Here is an 18,631-nt window from a genome sequence, read left to right as displayed (position 1 = left end):
CGAGGCAATGTGATGAGTGATAATAACGAGCTGGGCATTCTCGCCCGCCGCAAAATTGAAGCAGAAATTATTAAGCCAATTTATGAAATCCTGGTGCGCGAGATAGGGAAAACCCGCGCCCAGGCGGTCATTGGCGAGGCCATTGAGCAGGCCGCGATTGACGCTGGCAAAGCGTTTGCCAGCAAAGAACCCAACGGCGCGGACGTAAAGAGTTTTATCGCCCTGCAGTATCTGTGGGAGAAAGATAACGCCCTGGACGTGAAGGTGATCGACGCCGACGACCAGCAGTACAACTACAACGTGACCCGCTGTCGCTACGCGGAGATGTATCACGAAATGGGCCTGGGCGAGATTGGTCACCTGCTCTCCTGCGCGCGCGATGAAAAATTCATCGTTGGCTATGCGCCGGACGTGAAGCTGACCCGCACGACCACCATCATGCAGGGCGGTTCGTGCTGTGATTTCCGCTACCGCAGCAGTAAGGACAAGACATGATCCGCATCAACGCCGAACGGCTGTGGTCAACGCTTGAGATGATGGCGCAGATCGGCGGCACGCCCGCCGGTGGCGTGACCCGTCTGGCACTGAGCGAGGAAGATCGTATTGCGCGTAACCTGCTGCGCGACTGGGCGCTGGACGCGGGTTTCACCTGCGACGTCGACAGCATGGGCAATATGTTTATTCGTCGACCGGGGAAAAACCCGCAGCTTGCTCCGGTCATGACGGGTTCACATGTGGATACCCAGCCGCTGGGCGGTAACTACGACGGGGTTTACGGCGTGCTGGCCGGGCTGGAGCTGCTGCGAACCCTCAACGATCGTCACGTTGAGACCGAGCGTGACGTTGTGCTGGTGAACTGGACTAACGAAGAAGGCGCGCGCTTTGCGCCAGCCATGCTCTCTTCAGGGGTCTGGACGGGGCAATTTAGCGAAGCGTACGCGCATACCCGCGCGGATAACGATGGCATTACCGTGGGCGAAGCGCTGGAGAGCATTGGCTACCGGGGTGAAGCCTCTGCCCGCGCGTTTCCCGTTCACGCCTGCTACGAACTGCACATCGAGCAGGGCCCGATCCTGGAAGATGAAGGTCTGGATATCGGGTTAGTTCGCGCGGCAATGGGCCAGCGCTGGTTTACCCTGACGCTGGAAGGATTCGCCGCCCATGCGGGCACGACGCCGATGCACAGCCGCCGCGACGCGCTGACCGCCTTTGCCGAGCTGGCGCTGAAGGTGGAAGAGATTGGCTATCGGCATGCGCCGGACGGACGCGCGACGATCGGTATGGCGAAGGTTACGCCAAACTCGCGCAACGTCGTGCCGTCTCGCGTGGAATGCAGCGTTGAGTTTCGCCATCCGGCGCAGCAGGCGCTGGAAGCCATGGAAGCGGCGCTGCATAAGGTGGCTGAAAGCCTGAAACTGCGCGGCGTCGCGGCTGCCGTTGAACGCATTTTTGACTACGCGCCTATCGCGTTTGATGCCGAATGCCTGGCTCGTACGGAGAAGGCCGTAGCGGAACTGGGCTATTCGTCGAAACCGATGGTTTCCGGTGCGGGACACGACGCCTGCTATGTCAGCAAAATTGCGCCCGCCAGCATGATCTTTATCCCCTGCGTGAAAGGCATCAGCCATAACGAAGCGGAAAGGATCCTGCCAGAGTGGGCGGAGAAAGGGGCAAATGTATTATTGCATAGCGTCCTGTCTGCGGCCCTTGAGAGATAGAACGGGGAAAGCAGAGGACCTCTGCTTTCGCCAGAATCTACACGGCAACGCGTCGGCTGATTTCGACAACCCGATCGCTCGGAAGGTGATAATGGTTGATGACGTGCGTGCAGTTGCGCTTCATAAAAGCAAATATGTGCCGTTGCCAGGCCGCCATACCTGCCTCACCCTCGCCTGCCACAATGGTTTCATGCCCGACATACCAGGTTGCGTCATCCGTGGCAAAAAGCGCGTTAATCTCGCTGACGCCCTGCAGCAAATGCGGGATGTCCGGGTGTTCCATAAAGCCATACTGCGCCACGCCGTGCCAGTAGCCCGGCGCGCGCTGCTCTACCCTGATACGTTGTTCTTCCCCCACATAGGGCACATTCAGAATATCAATGGTAAGCGACAACACATCTTGCTGTAGCGCCCGGTTTCGCGCGACATGCCAGCGCATGACCGGCGGGATATTGTTCTGCGTACGGGTCAAAAAGACGGCGGATCCCGCCACCCTGGGCACCGTCTTTTGCTGAAGCTGGGCAAAGAACGCATCCACGCTGACGCCCTTCTCGCCCACCGATGCGGATACCGCCTTAACGCCGCGGTGCCAGATCAGCATCACCGTACAAATCGCTGCGGCCATCAGCAGCGGAATATAACCGCCTTCCAGGACCTTAATCAGGTTGGCAAACAAGAAGGTGGCATCAATCACCAGGAAACAGAGGGCAATAACCACACTGCGGGCCAGGCTCCAGCGCCACACTTCCCGCATCGCCACAAACAACAGCCCCGTGGTCATCAGCATGGTTAACGACACGGCGATGCCGTACGCGGCGGCAAGCTTATCGGAGGATTTAAAGAACACCACCAGCCCGATGGTCACCACCATCAGCAGCCAGTTTATGATCCCGATATAAATCTGACCGTAGCTTTCTGCCGCCGTCTGTTTGATGCGTAATCGGGGTAGCCAGCCAAGCTGAATGGCCTGGCGCGTCATGGAAAACGCGCCGGTAATAATCGCCTGACTGGCGATGATTGTCGCCAGTGCGGCAAGAATGATGAGCGGGACCTGAAGCACAGGCGGACAGAGCGTGTAGAAAAGGTTTTGCTTGCTGTCGGCACCGGCCAGAATCAGCGCTGACTGGCCAGCATAGTTGAGCAGCAGCGAAGGAAAGACGATACCGTACCAGGCAAGCCAGATCGGCTTTTTACCAAAATGCCCCATGTCTGCATACAGGGCCTCGGCACCCGTCACGCAGAGAAAAACGCCGCCCAGGACCAGGAAACTGGTGTACCCGTTCGAAAACAAAAACGCGATGCCGTACGCAGGGTTGAGGGCCAGCAGTACCGAGGGGTGTTGAACGATCCCCCGCACGCCCAGCGCAGCAATCGCCAAAAACCACAGCGCCATCACCGGGCCAAATATTTTCCCTATGCGGGCGGTACCAAAAGGCTGGATAAGAAACAGCCCCAGCAACACCGCCACCGTCAGGGGTAATATGTACGGCTGGGACTCAGGGATCACCATCTCCAGCCCTTCAAGGGCAGAAAGCACGGAGATTGCCGGGGTTATCGCGCCGTCACCGTAAATCAGCGCTGCGCCAATCAGGGCGGCAAAAATCACCCAGCGCCCGCCTTTGCCTTTCTCCACCAGAAGCGACATCAAGGCCATGATGCCCCCCTCGCCATGATTATCAATTCGCATGGCGAAGGCGGCATATTTTATGGATGTCACCAGGATGAGTGTCCAGGTAATCAGCGAGAGCAGGCCCAGTATGACGCCGGGCGTTGGATCATGCTCAGAGAGCGAAAGCACCGTCCGGAAGGTATAAAGCGGGCTGGTGCCGATATCACCAAAAACGACGCCCAGCGCCCCCCCTGCAAGCAGGGTTAACCGGGAGAGCGGTTGGGACGGTTCACTGCTGTGGCGAGGGCTCATATTTTCCAGCAAGAGTCAGATAATCCTATAAAAAACATAGCCCATCTGCCCCGCCCGCGCCAACCGCTCGCCCTGTATTACTGCGGCTTGACCTTCGCCAGGCTAAACCAAATCCCTACGGCCAACAGCAGCAGCATTCCGCCCGCGCTGCCCAGCGCCACGCTGTGCGAGGTGATAAACGCGCTTTTCGCCGCCTCAATCACCGACTCCGCCAGCGTCGGGGTCAGATCCTGCGCCACCTTCATCGCCTCACCAATGGATGACGAGGCTTTATCGACGAGCGAGGCATTCAGCCCTTGCGGCAGGTCAATTGACGCCGAGAAGCTGCGGGTCAACAGCAGACCAAAGATGGCGATCCCCAGCCCGGCGCCCAGTTCATAGGACATGGTTTCAATGGCCCCTGCGGCGGCGGCTTTCTCTTTCGGCGCGGCCGCCATAATTGCCGAGGTCGAGGCCAGCAGCGCGCTGGCGGCACTGAAGCCGAGCAGCACCATCAGCCCCCACGCCTGCCACTGCTGCGTGCTGAAGTCGAGCATCGACAGGCCGATAAAGCTGACGGCGCTGAGCCCCATACCGCCGGCGGCGACGATGCGTAGCCCCAAACGCCCGACCAGCACACCCGCGATCGGACCACTGAACCCGCTGGCGACCATCACCGGCAGCATGAACATTCCCGCTTCAAACGGCGTAAAGCCATGAACAAACTGCAGCTCCTGGGCCATCAGCAGCTCAAAACCGACCAGGGCAATCATGGCGGTCATCGCCATCACCACGCCGCTCAAGATGATGCGATGGCAGAAGAGACGCATGTCGATCATCGGTACGCGAGCGCGGAGCTGAATACGCACGAAGATAAACAGCAGCACCGAGCCGGTCACCAGCGCGGAGGCGACTACCCACGGTGACAGGACGCCTTTAAGCGCGGTTTTGGCGCTGTAAACCAGCAGCAAAATCGCCACAATCAGCATAATGGCATGGCTAATATTCAGCGGCTGCTCCGGGCGGCCCTGCTGAGGAGGCACAAAACGCGCGGCCAGCGAAACCACCACCAGCACGATCGGCACGTTGATCAAGAACACCGAGCCCCAGTAAAAATGCTCAAGCAGCATACCGCCAATCAGCGGGCCAAACGCCGCCCCGCCGGAACCCACCGCGGCCCAGACGCCGAGCGCAATATTACGATCCCGCGCGTCGATAAACAGCGTGCGGATCCCGGCCAGCGTAGCTGGAATGATCATCGCCGCACCAATTGCCAGCGAGGCGCGCGCTGCAATCAGCCAACCTGCTGACGGGGCAAAGGCTGCCGCCAGCGACGACAGGCCAAACAGCGCGCTGCCAATCATGAGCAGTCGTTTAAAACCAATGCGGTCACCCAGGGCGCCCATCGGCAGCACCATTCCCGCCATCACCAGCGAGTAAATATCGATGATCCACAGCAATTCATTGCCGCTGGCGCCCAGCGTCATGCTCAATGTCGGCGCCGCCACATGCAGCACCGTCGCGTCGATCGCCACCGGAATATACACCAGCACGATAATCACTAACGCTAACCACTGACGAAACATAAATTTCCTTTTCTTTAAAACATGGACACATGTCCAGGATGCGATCCTACGTAAAGTTGAACGAGTGTCCAGCTTTTTGTTACACTCGTTTCATTACCATTGAGAGTAAGTAAACATGCGATATCTGAGCAAGGATGAACGGCGGGAAGCCATCTTACAGGCCGCCATGCGCGTGGCGCTGGCAGAAGGACTGGCGGCCATGACGGTACGCCGTATTGCCGCCGAGGCCAGGGTCGCCACCGGCCAGGTGCATCATCACTTTACGTCCGGCGGGGAGCTAAAATCGCTGGCGTTCGTACGGTTGATTCGCGAGCTGCTGGACGCGGATGTCGCGGGTAAACAGGCCGGATGGCGGGAGCAGCTTCATGCCATGCTCGGCAGCGATGACGGAAGGTTTGAGCCCTATATTCGCCTCTGGCGCGAAGCGCAGATCCTTGCCAGCCGTGATGCCGACATCAAGGGTGCCTATGTGATGACCATGGAGATGTGGCACCATGAAACGGTGGCGCTTATCAAAGCGGGAACGGAGGCCGGAGAATTGAAGCCGGGCGATCGGGCGGAAAATATTGCCTGGCGCTTGATTGGTCTGGTGTGCGGTCTTGACGGGATGTATATCTTAAACATGCCCGAAATGGACGAAGCCGCGTTTAATAAGCATCTCGATAAGCTTATTTCCCTCGAATTATTTTAATACTCCAAACGGAATATTATTCTGTACAAAATTTACAATTAGTGCGAGCACTGCCTCAAGCCAGGCAGCGTGGCTGACTGTGTCGGGTGGCGGCTTCGCCTTACCCGACCTACGTTAGAACCCTGTAGGCCCGGTAAGGCGTAGCCGCCACCGGGCTATAAGGTCAGAACGGAGTGCTTCCGCTTATGATTGAAACAACTAACATCAGGAGCAAAACCGCAGCGATAAGACCAAAAGCCAGTAACGCCGCATGAAAAGCGATCGTGGCCCCGGAAAAAAAGAGTGCCCCACTCACGGTCCATTTGTTCTCTTTACGCAGGCCACTAATGAAAGCAAGTCCCAACGCCATGACAGATAACATTATTCCGCTAGCGATCAGTAACCGGTCAATATCTACCGGTTCCTTTTTCTTCTCAACGGTCGGCTGCTCTCCTTTTATACCAGCCATTATTCCTTTTTTTACCGCCGAAACCTTTTCAGCCACAACAACTTCAAGCGCTGTCGACTTTGAAGAAAACGGACCGAGGGTGAACTGAGCTAATGAGAGAAGCAGCGCAATAACGCCGAGCAACATTCCCACTGAACTGAATTTATTCCGAATCAAGATTTCCATATCAGTATGCCTTTGATATTGTCGGGTGGCGGCTACGCCTTACCCGACCTACGTACGAGCCCTTGTAGGCCCGGTAAGGCGTAGCCGCCACCGGGCTATTTTCCTGCCTGCGGATGCGTATCAAACCCTGCCATCACCGCCGTCAATTCTGACAGTGTAAAGCCGTGCTTAGGATCGTCAACTCCAAGACCAAACCGCGACTGCATCAGCTGGTAAAGCGCCTTTGCATCTGGCAGGTGGATCTGCTCCTCCACATGGCCATTCTGCCAGTGGGTAAAGCTGAAGTTAGTTAACGTCAGCTTGCCGCCGTCAGGCAGATGTCGACACATCAACAGATGATGACGAAAATGCGACTGCGGCCAGTGCGCCGACCAGAAATTCCCCATCACGTAATCACTGAAATACTGCGTTGTCAGGTCAAACTGATACATCGACTGCCAGTGCTCGTGGTGACGGAACTGCAGCACCCAGTCATTACCCTCGCTCAGCAGACGATACAGCCCGTGCGGTGTCTCTTGTTCTTCACTGGCGAGCAGACGAATCGGCGCCGTCAGCGTCTGGCCGCCAAACCCGACATCGGCAATCCAGCGCTCACCGTTAAGCTCGACCAATAGCAGGCGATGCGTGCGCGGCGGCATTTGCGGCGGACTCGCTAATACCACGCGTCCCAGCACGCTACGCACCGTAAAACCGACCTCGCGCAATACGCGTTCGAACAGACCGTTTTGCTCAAAGCAGTACCCTCCGCGACGTGCGGTGACCAGCTTGTCGACCAGGCACCGATCGTCAAGCTGGATTTCGCGCGGCAGAACGACATCAATATTCTCAAAAGGGATCGCACAGTTGTGATGTAAATGCAGCGCGCGCAGGGTATCAATATCCACCCGTGTCGGTTGCGTCCAGCCGATGCGGTCGAAATAGGCGGTCAGGAATGGGGACATGCATCAGTTTCCTTTGATTGTGATGTTCTGTTTATAAACTAATTTTACGCACACACTTTGATTTCCGTGCTTTTTCGTCATACTCATCGGTGTAGATGAGGAGATCCTATGAGCCACTTTCGCCCTGTTGAATTACGTCATGCCAGCCGTCTTCTGAACCACGGCCCAACTGTGCTTATTACCAGTCGGGATGAAAGCCTCGACAGACGCAACGTGATGGCCGCCGCATGGTCAATGCCCGTTGAGTTTGAACCGCCGCGCATCGCGATCGTCGTGGATAAAAGTACCTGGTCGCGTGAGCTGATTGAACGCAGTGGGAAATTTGGCATCGTCATCCCCGGCGTGGCGGCGGCCAACTGGACATACGCGGTCGGTAGCGTCAGCGGGCGCGATGAAGACAAATTCAACTGCTACGGGATCCCGGTCGTGAACGGTCCTGAACTTGGCCTGCCGGTGATAGAAGAAAAATGTCTGGCATGGATGGAGTGTCGGTTATTACCCGTCACCTCCGCTGCTGAAAAATACGATACGCTGTTTGGTGAAGTGGTTTCAGCGGCAGCCGATGAGCGCGCGTTTATCGCCGGACGCTGGCAGTTTGACGAGGATAAGCTTAATACCCTGCATCATCTTGGAGCCGGGACGTTTGTGGCGAGTGGGAAGATGGTGAAGGCGCTGGATTGAGTTACTTAATCATATCCTACTGAATTATAGTAAATTCCTATGGAATTTTGTGTTTACTATTTATTGTGGGTCACGATAGCGGCCACGTTTGCATCTACGATGGTCAGCAGTGGATAAGCGATTTTGTACAACGCACGTTGTATCCCGGACAGGCTTACCGAAACATACAGGCCCATTACGAACTGTTCAGGCATGACTAATGAAAACACTCTGCTTTTTTCTTTTTGCCCTGTCTCCGTTCGCGGTCGCAGATAGCATCTCTTCACCGGGCCAGGCGGCGCTTAAATTCAATCAATGGTATATCGCTCAGCTGAGTCAGGACAAACCGCCAGTACTTAATCCCGACATCATGAACGAGTACGTAGCCTCAGGGACCATTGCAGCAATTAAAGAAATGTACTCTGGCGACAGTAACGAAAAAGACATGCCAGATGCGGATATGTTCATCAAATCGCAGGATTGGGATGAAGACTGGGATCAGATAACCGTCTTACACTCTGATTTTGATGCCGTTTGCACAAACGTCTATATCGCGTTTGGGAAGAAACAAGATCACGTTGTAGCAGATTGTCTCGTTCAGGAAAAAGGCGTATGGAAAGTTCGCTCGGCCACGCTGATAAAGTAAAAACGTGATATGAAAGGAAACGCCCTCTGTTGCAGAGGAAAAAGCACACGATAGCCCAGCGGCTACCGTGTGCAATTCATTAACTACTTCGCACGCCGTGAAATAATCTCATCCGCAACATTCCGCGGTGCTTCCGCAAAATGATGGAACTCCATCGTATACGTCGCGCGCCCCTGGGACATCGAGCGCAATGTCGTGGCATAACCAAACATCTCTGACAGCGGCACGTCAGCACGAATAATCTGGCTTCCGTACTGCTCTGCCATCCCCTGCACCATGCCGCGGCGGGAAGAGAGATCGCCCATAATGTTACCGGCGTACTCTTCCGGTGTTTCCACCTCTACGTGCATGATCGGCTCGAGAATCACCGGATCCGCCCTGCGGGCCCCCTCTTTGAAGCCGAGGATCGCCGCCATGCGGAACGCCATCTCCGAGGAGTCGACGTCGTGATACGAGCCAAACGTCAGCGTCGCCTTGACATCGACTACCGGGTAGCCCGCCAGCACGCCGCTGTTCATCGCTTCCCGCAGCCCTTTCTCAACGGACGGGATATACTCGCGCGGCACCACGCCGCCCTTGGTGGCATCTTCAAATTTAAAACCACTTCCAGGCTCCAGAGGCTCCAGGCTCAGCACCACATGGCCGTACTGCCCTTTACCGCCGGACTGACGGACAAATTTGCCTTCGATATCCTTCACCGCTTTACGCAGGGTTTCACGGTAGGTCACCTGCGGACGACCAATGTTCGCCTCGACGCCAAACTCACGCTTCATGCGGTCAACGATAATCTCGAGGTGTAGCTCACCCATCCCGGAGATAATGGTCTGGCCGGACTCTTCGTCAGTATGCAGGCGGAATGACGGATCTTCCGCCGCCAGACGCTGCAGCGCGATCCCCATTTTCTCCTGATCGGCCTTGGTTTTCGGCTCGATCGCCAGCGAGATAACCGGATCCGGGAACTCCATGCGTTCAAGCGTGATGACGGCATTCGGATCGGTAAGCGTGTCGCCGGTGGTTACATCTTTCAGCCCCACGCAGGCCGCGATATCCCCGGCGCGCAGTTCGTCCACCTCGTGGCGATCGTTGGCATGCATCAGCACGATACGCCCGATACGCTCTTTCTTCCCTTTCACCGGGTTGTACACCGCGTCGCCTTTGCGCAGCACGCCAGAGTACACGCGGATAAAGGTCAGTTGACCGACGTACGGGTCGCTCATCAGCTTGAACGCCAGGGCCGAGAACGGCTCATCATCGCTTGGATGACGCTCCGCGTGCTGCCCTTTTTCATCCACGCCATCAATAGCGGGCACGTCCAGCGGCGACGGCATCAGCTCAATCACCGCATCAAGCATGCGCTGAACGCCTTTATTCTTGAACGCGCTGCCGCACAGCATCGGCTGGATTTCGCCCGAGATGGTGCGAATACGCAGCCCCCTGATGATTTCTGCTTCGTCGAGATCGCCCGTCTCAAGGTATTTATCCATCAGATCGTCGCTGGCTTCCGCTGCCGCAGAGACCATTTTCTCCCGCCATTCCCGGGCGGTACTGACTAAATCATCCGGCACGGGCGCATAGGTAAATACCATGCCCTGCGTCGCATCGTCCCACAGAATGGTGCGCATCTTGATGAGATCCACCACGCCGGTGAAATGATCTTCGGCACCCACCGGGATGACAATCGGCACCGGATTGGCCTTCAGGCGTTCCTGCATCATCCGCACGACGCGGAAGAAATCAGCGCCCGGACGGTCCATTTTGTTGACGAAGGCCAGTCGCGGAACGTGATATTTATTGGCCTGACGCCATACGGTTTCCGACTGCGGCTGCACGCCGCCCACGGAGTCATACACCATCACGGCACCGTCGAGTACGCGCATGGAACGCTCCACCTCGATGGTGAAATCCACGTGTCCCGGGGTGTCGATGATGTTGATCCGGTGCGGCTCATATCCTCTGTCCATACCCGGCCAGAAGCAGCTGACCGCCGCGGAGGTAATCGTGATCCCGCGCTCTTGCTCCTGCGCCATCCAGTCAGTGGTTGCCGCGCCATCGTGTACTTCACCCAGCTTGTGGCTCATCCCGGTATAAAACAGGATGCGCTCGGTGGTGGTGGTTTTACCGGCATCGATATGCGCGGAGATACCGATGTTGCGATAACGTTCGAGAGGGATGGGTCGGGGCATGATATTTCCTTAAGTCATATGACTTGTCTGTGACGACCAGGATGGTCGTGCATTCGTTCGTTTGCTATAATAGTCTTATTGTACGAGTATTATCGAACTATTTTTTAACGGTTGACCTATTGTTGATATAGCTCAATCTGACGCCAAACGCAGGAAAACGATGATCCCAAACCACCCTGAAACTGAACAAATACTGCTGGAAAATGTGCTGTTTGCCCTCGGCAACCCGCTCCGGCTGTCGATCATTCGCCGGCTGGCCGACGGCAGCGAACTCAGCTGTAACGCGCTGCGCCCGGAAGACGTGGTGAAGTCAACGATGACCCACCACTGGCGCGTACTGCGCGACAGCGGCGTGATCTGGCAGCGTCCGCAGGGACGAGAAAACATGATTTCGTTGCGACGAGAGGATCTGGATGCCCGTTTTCCAGGGCTGATGGCGATACTGTTGCAGGTTAAATAATTTCAGTCCCTTGCAGGCGATAGACTGGGATCCGCCGGGTTGTTTTGGTGAGCGTATCAAATACCTCGGCGTCGGACGTCACTATCCTCATCCCTGTTTTGCGTAATCTTTGCACATCCACCGCGATGCGCTGAATGCCAAACCAGAAAAGCCCGTCGAGTGCCGTTACCGCTAACCCATTTTCCAGCGCCAGCTTGAGGCGTTCGCGGGGGGCTTTAACCTGCTGGGCAATTTGCCTGTAAGGTAATTCATTACATCCCGTCGCATCACTGCGCTGGATCCGCGTTTTCAGCTGATAGGTAAACTCGTCAGGTATTCCGTCGAGATCCCTTTTAAGGCTATAGACGCAGCCAAAGCGCTTGCCGTTAAACAGAACATTTTTCTGACTGAGCTGAAGCTCTTTTCTGACAGCGTCTATCAGCTGGGGCGCACGGGTAAGAAGCAGCCTGAAGGGCAGCTCGAAGCTGGTGACGTAATCCACATTAAGCAACGCGAGGCGCAGCCGCTCCTCTGCACCGGACTTTTGCTCACGACACTCCTCCATCACCTCCGCCCACTGGCGCGTCAGGCGTTCCGGCTCGGCGGCTTCGGTAAGGAGATATTTTTCAATCTGATAATCAACTCTTCCGGTCATCGTGTGGTATCCCGTCGCTGTGGATGCGGTAATTCTATACAGTACGGTGATATTTATAAAGGACTGAACCGCAGCGACATCCTGAAAATGTCGTTGCGATTCAGTATCCTGACGTTTCGGATCAGTGCGCCATAATCCAGCCCATCAGCAGGGTGGCGAAAATCACCGTCGACGCGCCGCCGATGCGGGTGGCGATCTGCGCGAACGGCATGAGCGACATCCGGTTAGACGCGGACAATATGGCCACGTCCCCCGTTCCGCCCAGCCCGCTGTGGCAGCAGGTCACAATGGCCGCTTCCACAGGATACATATTCAGACGCGACGCGATAAAGTAGCCGCTCAGCGCCATCGCAATCACGACCGAACCGCATACCACCACGTATCCCACCGAGAAGACCGACACCACGCTCTCAAGCGGTACGTATAACATCCCGAGGCCGATCATCAGCGGCCAGACCAGCGCAGCCGAGACGAATTTATAGCAGCTGTGCGCGCCCTGCTCCATCGAGGCCGGGATCGCCCTGAAGTATTTACACAGAACGGCAATCAGGATCATCAGCACCGGGCCGGGAATGTGGACCAGTTTTTCAAACAATCCTCCGACGATGAAAAACGCGCACACCATCAGTAATCCGCCCCCCATCAGATGAAAATCCGTCTGCTGCGTGCTTTGCGCCCCGGCAAACAGGCTGGCGTCGTCTTTACTCCGCGTGAGCATACCATTTCCCGAAAGCGCAGGACGTTTCGCGCCGAGTCGCGCCAGCGAGCCCGCACAAATAATGGCGAAGATATTCCCGACGACCGCAGCGGGTGCCAGCTGCGCAACGTAGACGTCCGGCGTCTGCCCCAGTATTGCCGAATAGGCCAGGGAAAGCGGCAAAATCCCCTCGCCAATCCCGCCGCCAATGATGGGCACAATGATGAAGAAGAAGGTGTGGTAAGGCGTATAACCAAACAGTGAGCCTACAATAAGGCCACTCAGCACGGCCATGCAGGTTCCCGCCACCAGCGGAACAAACATGCGCATCATCCCCTGGATCAGCAGCACCCGGTTCATCCCCAGAATACTGCCGACCACCAGGCAGGCGATGACGAAATAGAGCAGATTCGCCTCTTTCATCAGCAGATGCACGGTATCAAGGGTATGTTTCCCGAATACGCCAAAATAGACCAGCACCGAGGGCACCATCAGGCACAGGATCGCCGGGCCGCCGATATCCTTCAGCACCGGGATTTGACGCCCCACTTTGGCAAACGCGAAACCGAGGGTCATGATGACCGCGAGACCACCTATCATATTTTTCGGCAGCAGCCCTGCCCAGGCGGACGTCGCTACAATGGCGGCAATCCCGACGAACAGCATCAGCGGGACCGTGCCCACCTCGGTATTGTTGAGCCCAAAGGCAAAACGCGAGGTAGGCAGCTCAGAAGTCGGTACAGGATTATCTTTCATATAATCACCTGAAAATTGTGTTCGGATATGCAGAGAAAGGAATAACTGAAGCTATTCCTGATACGAAAAAATGTTCTTAAATATAAATAATGACGTAGATGGCCTTTTCTAAAAACAGGCTCAGGGTGAAATTAACATGAGGTATCGGAGAGAAATGTGAACAATACTACCCTTCCTCTTTAAATAACTTAATTCATCATTAAGTAACTAAAGTATTCATGCCGGTTAATGCAATCTTTTTGAAATTAATAAAACCAGAAAGAGTGTGACCCTTGTCACTCCTGCCCTGCTATCTAAGCGCTAGATTAGCGCTGCAATAAAACACATAAAATACCCTACAGGAAATACTATGCCTTCATTACTATTACAGTCACTGTTTCCGCTCGTCTTTATAATGTTACTTGGATGGCTAAGTGGAAAGCTGGGATATTCCCGGCGTGAAGATGCAAACGTCATGGCAACCGTGGTGATTCGTTTCGCCCTTCCTTTCCATCTTTTTATTGGTGCATTGCATACCGACCCCAATAAAATTAAGAACCTGACCTTTATGGCCGTTTTGGTTGTCGGTTTAATGGGGTCGTATTTACTGACGCTATTTATTTCACGCTACGTTTTTCGCCACGATATCAAAACCAGCGCTATTCAGTCTCTGGTTTGCGCCTTTCCTGATATGGCCTACTTTGGCGCGCCGGTCCTGGCGGTTTTGATTGGGCCGGAAGGATTTATCGGTGTGCTCATCGGCAACATTATTACCAGCGTTATCATGATCCCTCTGACTATCGTCCTGATTCGTATGGGTGATAAAAACGGCCATGATGGCCTGGAGGCGCTGCACCCGGGCGCGATGATCGTGCAAAACCTCATCAAAGCGGCACGCAATCCTATCGTCTGGATCCCGGTCTCCGGCGTCTTGCTCAGTCTGGCCGGTGTGCAAATCCCTTCTATTCTCAGCATGCCTATTGAGATGGTGGGCAAGGTTTCAGGCGGACTGTCCCTGTTTGCCCTCGGCCTGCTGTTTTACGGTGAACGTCCAAAGCTGAACGTGCAGACCTTTACCAATATCAGTATTAAAAACCTGATTCAGCCGGCAATCATGGCCGCCGCCGGGCTCGCCTTTGGCCTGAGCCATACCTTATTGCAGCAGGTCGTCATTATTGGCGCAACGCCTTCCGCTATTGCCGCGGGGATGTTTGCCTTACGCAGCGATACCTATATTGATACCGCATCCTCCTCCATATTAATTGGCACTGCCGTCGGGGTCGTGACCGAAGGCATTATGATCTATTTCATCTCTTAATCTGTTTTATTTAAAAAATTCAGGAGTTAACCATGTCCAGGAAAGAAGTTCTGTACACCCCCTATAACGGGGCCGTATTGCTGGAAAATCCGTTACTCAATAAAGGGCTCGCATTTATTAAAGAAGAGCGTGACAATTTTAATCTGCATGGATTATTGCCGCACAACGTTGAAACTATTGAAGAACAAACCGAGCGCGCCTGGGTGCAGTTCTGTCATTTTAAAAGCGATATTTCGCGTCATGTTTACCTGCGAAATATCCAGGACACCAATGAAACGCTCTTTTATAACCTCTTGCGTTCGCATCTGAAAGAGACGTTACCGATTATCTATACCCCGACGGTCGGTGAAGCCTGCGAGCATTTCTCGACGATTTATCGACGCGCGCGCGGCCTGTTTATTTCGTGGCCTAACCGCCATCGTATTGATGAGATGCTGCAAAGCTTTTCGCGCAACGACGTTCGTGTGATTGTGGTGACGGACGGGGAACGTATTTTAGGGCTTGGCGATCAGGGTATCGGCGGAATGGGCATCCCAATTGGCAAGCTGTCGCTGTATACCGCCTGCGGCGGGATCCATCCGGCCTCTACCCTCCCGATTATGCTGGATGTCGGCACCAATAATCAGCAGCACCTCGACGACCCGATGTACATGGGCTGGCGTCATCCGCGCATCAGCGACGATCAGTATGCTGAGTTTATGGATATGTTTGTCAGCACCGTTAAAGCGCGCTGGCCCAATGTTCTCCTGCAATTTGAAGACTTTGCGCAGAAAAACGCCACCAGGCTGCTCCAGCGCTACCGCGACCAGCTGTGCTGCTTCAATGATGATATCCAGGGCACGGCAGCCGTCACCGCCGGAACGCTGATGGCGGCGGCGCATGCGGCGGGCACGCGCATTCGCGACCAGCGCGTGGTCTTCCTGGGCAGCGGTTCTGCCGGATGCGGGATAGCTGAAAAAATTGTGGCGCTGATGGTGGATGACGGCCTGACCGAGCCGGAAGCGCGCAGCCGGATCTTTATGGTCGACCGCTTCGGCCTGCTGACCGACGACATGACCAACCTGCTCGATTTCCAGAAAAACCTGCTTACCGCGCGCGACGCCGTTTGCAGCTGGCAGGTAGACTCGCAAAATATTTCCCTGCTGGACGTGGTGAAGAATGCGCATCCTACGGTGATGATCGGCGTTTCAGGCCAGCCGGGGCTGTTCAGCGAAGAGATTGTCAAAGAGATGCATCGCCACTGTCCGCGCCCAATCATCATGCCGCTCTCGAACCCGACCTCACGGGCGGAAGCCCAGCCGCAGGACCTTATCGCCTGGACCCAGGGTGCCGCGCTGGTGGCTACCGGCAGCCCGTTCGCCCCGGTATTCTGGGAGAATGAACACTACGAGATCGCCCAGTGTAACAACGCCTATATTTTCCCGGGCCTGGGGCTGGGCGTACTGGCCTGCAACGCGCGTCGGGTAACGGAAGAGATGCTGATGGCAGCAAGCCGCAGCCTGGCCGCGCAGTCTCCGCTGGTCACCACGGAAAAAGGCGGACTGCTGCCGCCGGTAGATCAGATTGAAACGGTCTCACGCCAGATTGCCGTCGCCGTCGCCCGGGCCGCGATTGCACAGGGCATGGCTCCGGCGATAGATGATGAGACGTTGATGGCGCGTATCGAGAAGACCTGGTGGCAGGCGGACTATGCGCCGTACCGCAGGTCTGCGCTGTAAGACTCGCGCCTGCCCTCACTGCACGGTGAGGGCAGGATTGCTGCCTTAGTGCTGGACGCCCGATCGGTCTGAAAGATCCGCGGCGGACAGGATATCAGCCCGCGGCGCCACGCTCCTGCGGCGGGCATACCGGTCAGGCTGACCTTCAGGACGCGTTTTGAAGCGCCGGTGCAGCCACATATACTGTTCTGGCGCCATCCGTACCGCCTGCTCAATTGCCCTGTTCATCTGCGTCGCAACAGATTCTTTATCTCCCCCCTGCAGCGCCTCGCTGATATCCTCCAGAATAATCAGTTCGTAGCCGGTGCCGTCCACCCTGCGGCGCGGCACAAAGGGAATGACGGCAGGCTTAGCGCTTTTGACCAGCATATAGCTCCCAGCGGTCGTGGCGGCATCCGGAACCGCAAAAAACGGCACAAAGACGCTATTGGTTTTGCCATAGTCATGGTCCGGGGCGTACCACAAAATCTCATTCTGCTTCAGCGAGCGAATCATGCCCTTTAAATCATGACGATCGAGCATGGTTTTATTTGAGCGCAGGCGTCCGCGCGTCTGAAGCCAGTCCAGCAGCGCATTATTGTTGGGACGATACACCCCAATACCGGGGTTAAGCATGCCAAATATCCGCGCGCCCAGCTCAAGCGTCAGAAAATGCATCCCCACCAGCACCACGCCCTTTCCTTGCGCCCTGGCCTTTTCCATGTGTTCATAACCCGTCACGGTAAAGCATTTCCGCACCCGCCATTCAGGCCAGAACCATGCCATTCCGGTTTCGATCACCCCCATTCCTACCGATTCAAAATTACGCTGCAGCAATGACTCGCGTTCATCCTTTTTCATCTCCGGAAAACAGAGCTCAAGGTTGCGACGGGCAATCTCGACGCGGCGCGGAAGCAGGCGCATCGCCAGTCGACCAAGACCATGACCGATGCTGAACAGAAGCGGATAAGGGAGCAGCATGATGAGCCACAGCGCGGCAATGCCGGCCCAGCTTAGCCAGTAACGGGGATGAAGAAAGGCGAGTGAAAAACGGGGTAATTTTGTCATGAGAAAATTATCCTTTAACGTGTCTGTCCTTAACTGATTCGGTTGGAGATCTTTCCTAAGGATTGATGAGCTGTCAGTCAGAAACGTAAAGTGTAACGGATAAGACAAAACGCATTTTTATCCATTTTTGCGAAAAGCAGGAAGATGAGGCGGGGAAAAACCGGGAAGGAGAACTCCCCCCGGCAATTGCGCTTACATTGAATAGCCTGGCTTTTTAATTAACTCGTCCAGCTTCGGTCCTATTTCGGTATCCCAGACCTGCGCTTTCCAGTCCTCAGGATCCACCTGATTCAACGCAACGGACACCGAGCCGTCTTTGCTGTTGAAATGGCGAATAATGACTTCAGCAATATCCTCGGCCAGTGCGGTTTTTTGTTCGTCGTTCAAATCGCGGGGAAAACATTTGATATCTACGTGTGGCATATGCAGGCTTCCAGTTGTGAGTCGTGGCTCCACGTTATCAGATAATACCGTTGGCCTTTAACACCTTGTGCAGTTCCGGCAGCTGACATACGGTGTCCGCGATGGCCGTCAGTTTCGGCGTATTGGTCGCAAACCAGCCATGGCGTGGCCCCCAGGTGCGCGCCACCGCGATATACACGTCCAGCAGCGTCAGCCGTTCACCCAACGCAAACGGGGCGGCCTTGAGCTGAGTTTCGAACCACAAATAGAGGGACTTCCGGTATTCGATGCAGTTTTTTTGCAGCTGTTCCGGCGCATCCGGCACCCAGCGATCGGGATAGTCCGCATACGTAAACGTGGGATAGACGTTGGCCACAAACCAGATCAGCAGACGCTGAAACTGCTGGCGTTCGGCCTGCCCCACGGGCGGAGCGAGATCGGGACACCTGTCGAGCACCATCAGGGCAATTGCCGCCGTTTCGGTCATGATGGCGCCATTTTCCAGCGCCAGCGTGGGTACCTGACACAGCGGGTTGAGCTTTTGCAGCAGCTCACGCTGCGGGCCGGGCTGGTCAAACCCGTCCACGTTGATAAATTGATAAGGGATATCAGCCAGGATTAGCATCACTTCACCGATTGCCGAGCCCCAGCCGGGTACGCCATAAAGTTTAATCATGTTGCC

19 protein-coding genes are annotated in these 18,631 nt (G+C 55.6%); 8 read left to right on the top strand and 11 right to left on the bottom strand.

All coding sequences use genetic code 11. From position 1 onward, the window contains the following. Window positions 1–12 precede the first annotated feature (12 nt). Together V4835_RS11400 and V4835_RS11395 are read left to right on the top strand one after the other, a co-directional pair. The gene (locus V4835_RS11400; RefSeq protein WP_032656897.1) at window positions 13–495 is read left to right on the top strand and encodes an L-2-amino-thiazoline-4-carboxylic acid hydrolase; all 483 of its coding nucleotides are present in this window, start codon (window positions 13–15) and stop codon (window positions 493–495) included. Further along, complete coding sequence (locus V4835_RS11395) at window positions 492–1,718, top strand: Zn-dependent hydrolase (protein ID WP_331412212.1); 1,227 nt, start codon at window positions 492–494, stop codon at window positions 1,716–1,718. Before V4835_RS11400 ends, V4835_RS11395 begins: the two co-directional genes overlap by 4 nt. A gap of 37 nt (window positions 1,719–1,755) precedes the next feature. Here the strand turns inward: V4835_RS11395 and V4835_RS11390 are convergent, their stop codons facing one another. Together V4835_RS11390 and V4835_RS11385 are read right to left on the bottom strand one after the other, a co-directional pair. Then, window positions 1,756–3,639 (bottom strand): potassium transporter Kup, encoded by a 1,884-nt coding sequence (locus V4835_RS11390; RefSeq protein ID WP_331412211.1) that lies wholly within the window; start codon window positions 3,637–3,639, stop codon window positions 1,756–1,758. Between the two features lie 77 nt (window positions 3,640–3,716). After that, the gene (locus V4835_RS11385) at window positions 3,717–5,204 is read right to left on the bottom strand and encodes an MFS transporter (protein ID WP_331412210.1); all 1,488 of its coding nucleotides are present in this window, start codon (window positions 5,202–5,204) and stop codon (window positions 3,717–3,719) included. A 115-nt stretch (window positions 5,205–5,319) separates the two neighbouring features. Between V4835_RS11385 and V4835_RS11380 the strand changes: the two genes are divergently transcribed. Then, window positions 5,320–5,895, top strand: a complete 576-nt coding sequence (locus V4835_RS11380) for a TetR family transcriptional regulator (protein ID WP_331412209.1) — start codon at window positions 5,320–5,322, stop codon at window positions 5,893–5,895. Window positions 5,896–6,058: 163 nt separating this feature from the next. Here the strand turns inward: V4835_RS11380 and V4835_RS11375 are convergent, their stop codons facing one another. Then, window positions 6,059–6,508, bottom strand: coding sequence for a hypothetical protein (locus tag V4835_RS11375; RefSeq protein ID WP_301509398.1), 450 nt, complete (start codon window positions 6,506–6,508; stop codon window positions 6,059–6,061). Window positions 6,509–6,603: 95 nt separating this feature from the next. Next, window positions 6,604–7,449, bottom strand: coding sequence for an N-hydroxyarylamine O-acetyltransferase (nhoA, locus tag V4835_RS11370; protein WP_331412208.1), 846 nt, complete (start codon window positions 7,447–7,449; stop codon window positions 6,604–6,606). Between the two features lie 108 nt (window positions 7,450–7,557). Between nhoA and V4835_RS11365 the strand changes: the two genes are divergently transcribed. Beyond that, window positions 7,558–8,130 carry a flavin reductase family protein gene (locus tag V4835_RS11365; protein WP_063142679.1) on the top strand — a complete coding sequence of 191 codons (573 nt, stop codon included), beginning with the start codon at window positions 7,558–7,560 and terminating at the stop codon, window positions 8,128–8,130. 56 nt (window positions 8,131–8,186) lie between these two features. Here the strand turns inward: V4835_RS11365 and V4835_RS11360 are convergent, their stop codons facing one another. After that, complete coding sequence (locus tag V4835_RS11360) at window positions 8,187–8,339, bottom strand: hypothetical protein (RefSeq protein ID WP_331412207.1); 153 nt, start codon at window positions 8,337–8,339, stop codon at window positions 8,187–8,189. On the opposite strand from V4835_RS11360, the gene V4835_RS11355 reads away from it, so the two are divergent. Further along, the gene (locus V4835_RS11355) at window positions 8,330–8,755 is read left to right on the top strand and encodes a DUF3828 domain-containing protein (RefSeq protein WP_331412206.1); all 426 of its coding nucleotides are present in this window, start codon (window positions 8,330–8,332) and stop codon (window positions 8,753–8,755) included. The genes V4835_RS11360 and V4835_RS11355 overlap by 10 nt on opposite strands. Before the next feature lie 83 nt (window positions 8,756–8,838). Here the strand turns inward: V4835_RS11355 and fusA are convergent, their stop codons facing one another. Then, on the bottom strand, window positions 8,839–10,938 hold the full coding sequence (gene fusA / locus V4835_RS11350) for an elongation factor G (protein ID WP_331412205.1): 2,100 nt from the start codon (window positions 10,936–10,938) through the stop codon (window positions 8,839–8,841). Window positions 10,939–11,098: 160 nt separating this feature from the next. On the opposite strand from fusA, the gene V4835_RS11345 reads away from it, so the two are divergent. Next, the gene (locus V4835_RS11345; protein ID WP_063142676.1) at window positions 11,099–11,398 is read left to right on the top strand and encodes an ArsR/SmtB family transcription factor; all 300 of its coding nucleotides are present in this window, start codon (window positions 11,099–11,101) and stop codon (window positions 11,396–11,398) included. On the opposite strand, the gene V4835_RS11340 is transcribed toward V4835_RS11345, so the two are convergent. Both V4835_RS11340 and V4835_RS11335 read right to left on the bottom strand, forming a co-directional pair. After that, complete coding sequence (locus V4835_RS11340) at window positions 11,391–12,032, bottom strand: DNA-binding protein (protein WP_331412204.1); 642 nt, start codon at window positions 12,030–12,032, stop codon at window positions 11,391–11,393. The genes V4835_RS11345 and V4835_RS11340 overlap by 8 nt on opposite strands. A gap of 121 nt (window positions 12,033–12,153) precedes the next feature. Further along, window positions 12,154–13,485, bottom strand: coding sequence for a 2-hydroxycarboxylate transporter family protein (locus tag V4835_RS11335; protein ID WP_331412203.1), 1,332 nt, complete (start codon window positions 13,483–13,485; stop codon window positions 12,154–12,156). 349 nt (window positions 13,486–13,834) lie between these two features. Between V4835_RS11335 and V4835_RS11330 the strand changes: the two genes are divergently transcribed. Both V4835_RS11330 and V4835_RS11325 read left to right on the top strand, forming a co-directional pair. Then, window positions 13,835–14,782 carry an AEC family transporter gene (locus V4835_RS11330; protein WP_331412202.1) on the top strand — a complete coding sequence of 316 codons (948 nt, stop codon included), beginning with the start codon at window positions 13,835–13,837 and terminating at the stop codon, window positions 14,780–14,782. A gap of 32 nt (window positions 14,783–14,814) precedes the next feature. After that, window positions 14,815–16,500 (top strand): NAD-dependent malic enzyme, encoded by a 1,686-nt coding sequence (locus V4835_RS11325; protein WP_331412201.1) that lies wholly within the window; start codon window positions 14,815–14,817, stop codon window positions 16,498–16,500. A 45-nt stretch (window positions 16,501–16,545) separates the two neighbouring features. Here the strand turns inward: V4835_RS11325 and V4835_RS11320 are convergent, their stop codons facing one another. The 3 genes from V4835_RS11320 to V4835_RS11310 all read right to left on the bottom strand — a co-directional run bounded on the left by V4835_RS11320 (window position 16,546) and on the right by V4835_RS11310 (window position 18,625). Next, window positions 16,546–17,547, bottom strand: a complete 1,002-nt coding sequence (locus V4835_RS11320; protein ID WP_331412200.1) for a Kdo(2)-lipid IV(A) acyltransferase — start codon at window positions 17,545–17,547, stop codon at window positions 16,546–16,548. A gap of 192 nt (window positions 17,548–17,739) precedes the next feature. Further along, window positions 17,740–17,970, bottom strand: coding sequence for a tautomerase PptA (gene pptA / locus V4835_RS11315; RefSeq protein WP_063142672.1), 231 nt, complete (start codon window positions 17,968–17,970; stop codon window positions 17,740–17,742). Window positions 17,971–18,007: 37 nt separating this feature from the next. Continuing rightward, the gene (locus V4835_RS11310) at window positions 18,008–18,625 is read right to left on the bottom strand and encodes a glutathione S-transferase family protein (RefSeq protein WP_331412199.1); all 618 of its coding nucleotides are present in this window, start codon (window positions 18,623–18,625) and stop codon (window positions 18,008–18,010) included. Window positions 18,626–18,631: the final 6 nt, after the last annotated feature.

It is taken from the genome of Enterobacter cloacae complex sp. CARB60 (assembly GCF_036487345.1).
Taxonomy (GTDB): Bacteria; Pseudomonadota; Gammaproteobacteria; order Enterobacterales; family Enterobacteriaceae; genus Enterobacter; species Enterobacter asburiae_D.
This window is presented reverse-complemented; position numbering and strand designations above follow the sequence as displayed.

Bases quoted from the DNA above. Each gene is read 5' to 3' on its own strand.
- V4835_RS11400 (WP_032656897.1), top strand. From the start codon at position 13: ATGAGTGATAATAACGAGCTGGGCATTCTCGCCCGCCGCAAAATTGAA.
- V4835_RS11395 (WP_331412212.1), top strand. From the start codon at position 492: ATGATCCGCATCAACGCCGAACGGCTGTGGTCAACGCTTGAGATGATG.
- V4835_RS11390 (WP_331412211.1), bottom strand. From the start codon at position 3,639: ATGAGCCCTCGCCACAGCAGTGAACCGTCCCAACCGCTCTCCCGGTTA.
- V4835_RS11385 (WP_331412210.1), bottom strand. From the start codon at position 5,204: ATGTTTCGTCAGTGGTTAGCGTTAGTGATTATCGTGCTGGTGTATATT.
- V4835_RS11380 (WP_331412209.1), top strand. From the start codon at position 5,320: ATGCGATATCTGAGCAAGGATGAACGGCGGGAAGCCATCTTACAGGCC.
- V4835_RS11375 (WP_301509398.1), bottom strand. From the start codon at position 6,508: ATGGAAATCTTGATTCGGAATAAATTCAGTTCAGTGGGAATGTTGCTC.
- nhoA (WP_331412208.1), bottom strand. From the start codon at position 7,449: ATGTCCCCATTCCTGACCGCCTATTTCGACCGCATCGGCTGGACGCAA.
- V4835_RS11365 (WP_063142679.1), top strand. From the start codon at position 7,558: ATGAGCCACTTTCGCCCTGTTGAATTACGTCATGCCAGCCGTCTTCTG.
- V4835_RS11355 (WP_331412206.1), top strand. From the start codon at position 8,330: ATGAAAACACTCTGCTTTTTTCTTTTTGCCCTGTCTCCGTTCGCGGTC.
- fusA (WP_331412205.1), bottom strand. From the start codon at position 10,938: ATGCCCCGACCCATCCCTCTCGAACGTTATCGCAACATCGGTATCTCC.
- V4835_RS11345 (WP_063142676.1), top strand. From the start codon at position 11,099: ATGATCCCAAACCACCCTGAAACTGAACAAATACTGCTGGAAAATGTG.
- V4835_RS11340 (WP_331412204.1), bottom strand. From the start codon at position 12,032: ATGACCGGAAGAGTTGATTATCAGATTGAAAAATATCTCCTTACCGAA.
- V4835_RS11335 (WP_331412203.1), bottom strand. From the start codon at position 13,485: ATGAAAGATAATCCTGTACCGACTTCTGAGCTGCCTACCTCGCGTTTT.
- V4835_RS11330 (WP_331412202.1), top strand. From the start codon at position 13,835: ATGCCTTCATTACTATTACAGTCACTGTTTCCGCTCGTCTTTATAATG.
- V4835_RS11325 (WP_331412201.1), top strand. From the start codon at position 14,815: ATGTCCAGGAAAGAAGTTCTGTACACCCCCTATAACGGGGCCGTATTG.
- V4835_RS11320 (WP_331412200.1), bottom strand. From the start codon at position 17,547: ATGACAAAATTACCCCGTTTTTCACTCGCCTTTCTTCATCCCCGTTAC.
- pptA (WP_063142672.1), bottom strand. From the start codon at position 17,970: ATGCCACACGTAGATATCAAATGTTTTCCCCGCGATTTGAACGACGAA.
- V4835_RS11310 (WP_331412199.1), bottom strand. From the start codon at position 18,625: ATGATTAAACTTTATGGCGTACCCGGCTGGGGCTCGGCAATCGGTGAA.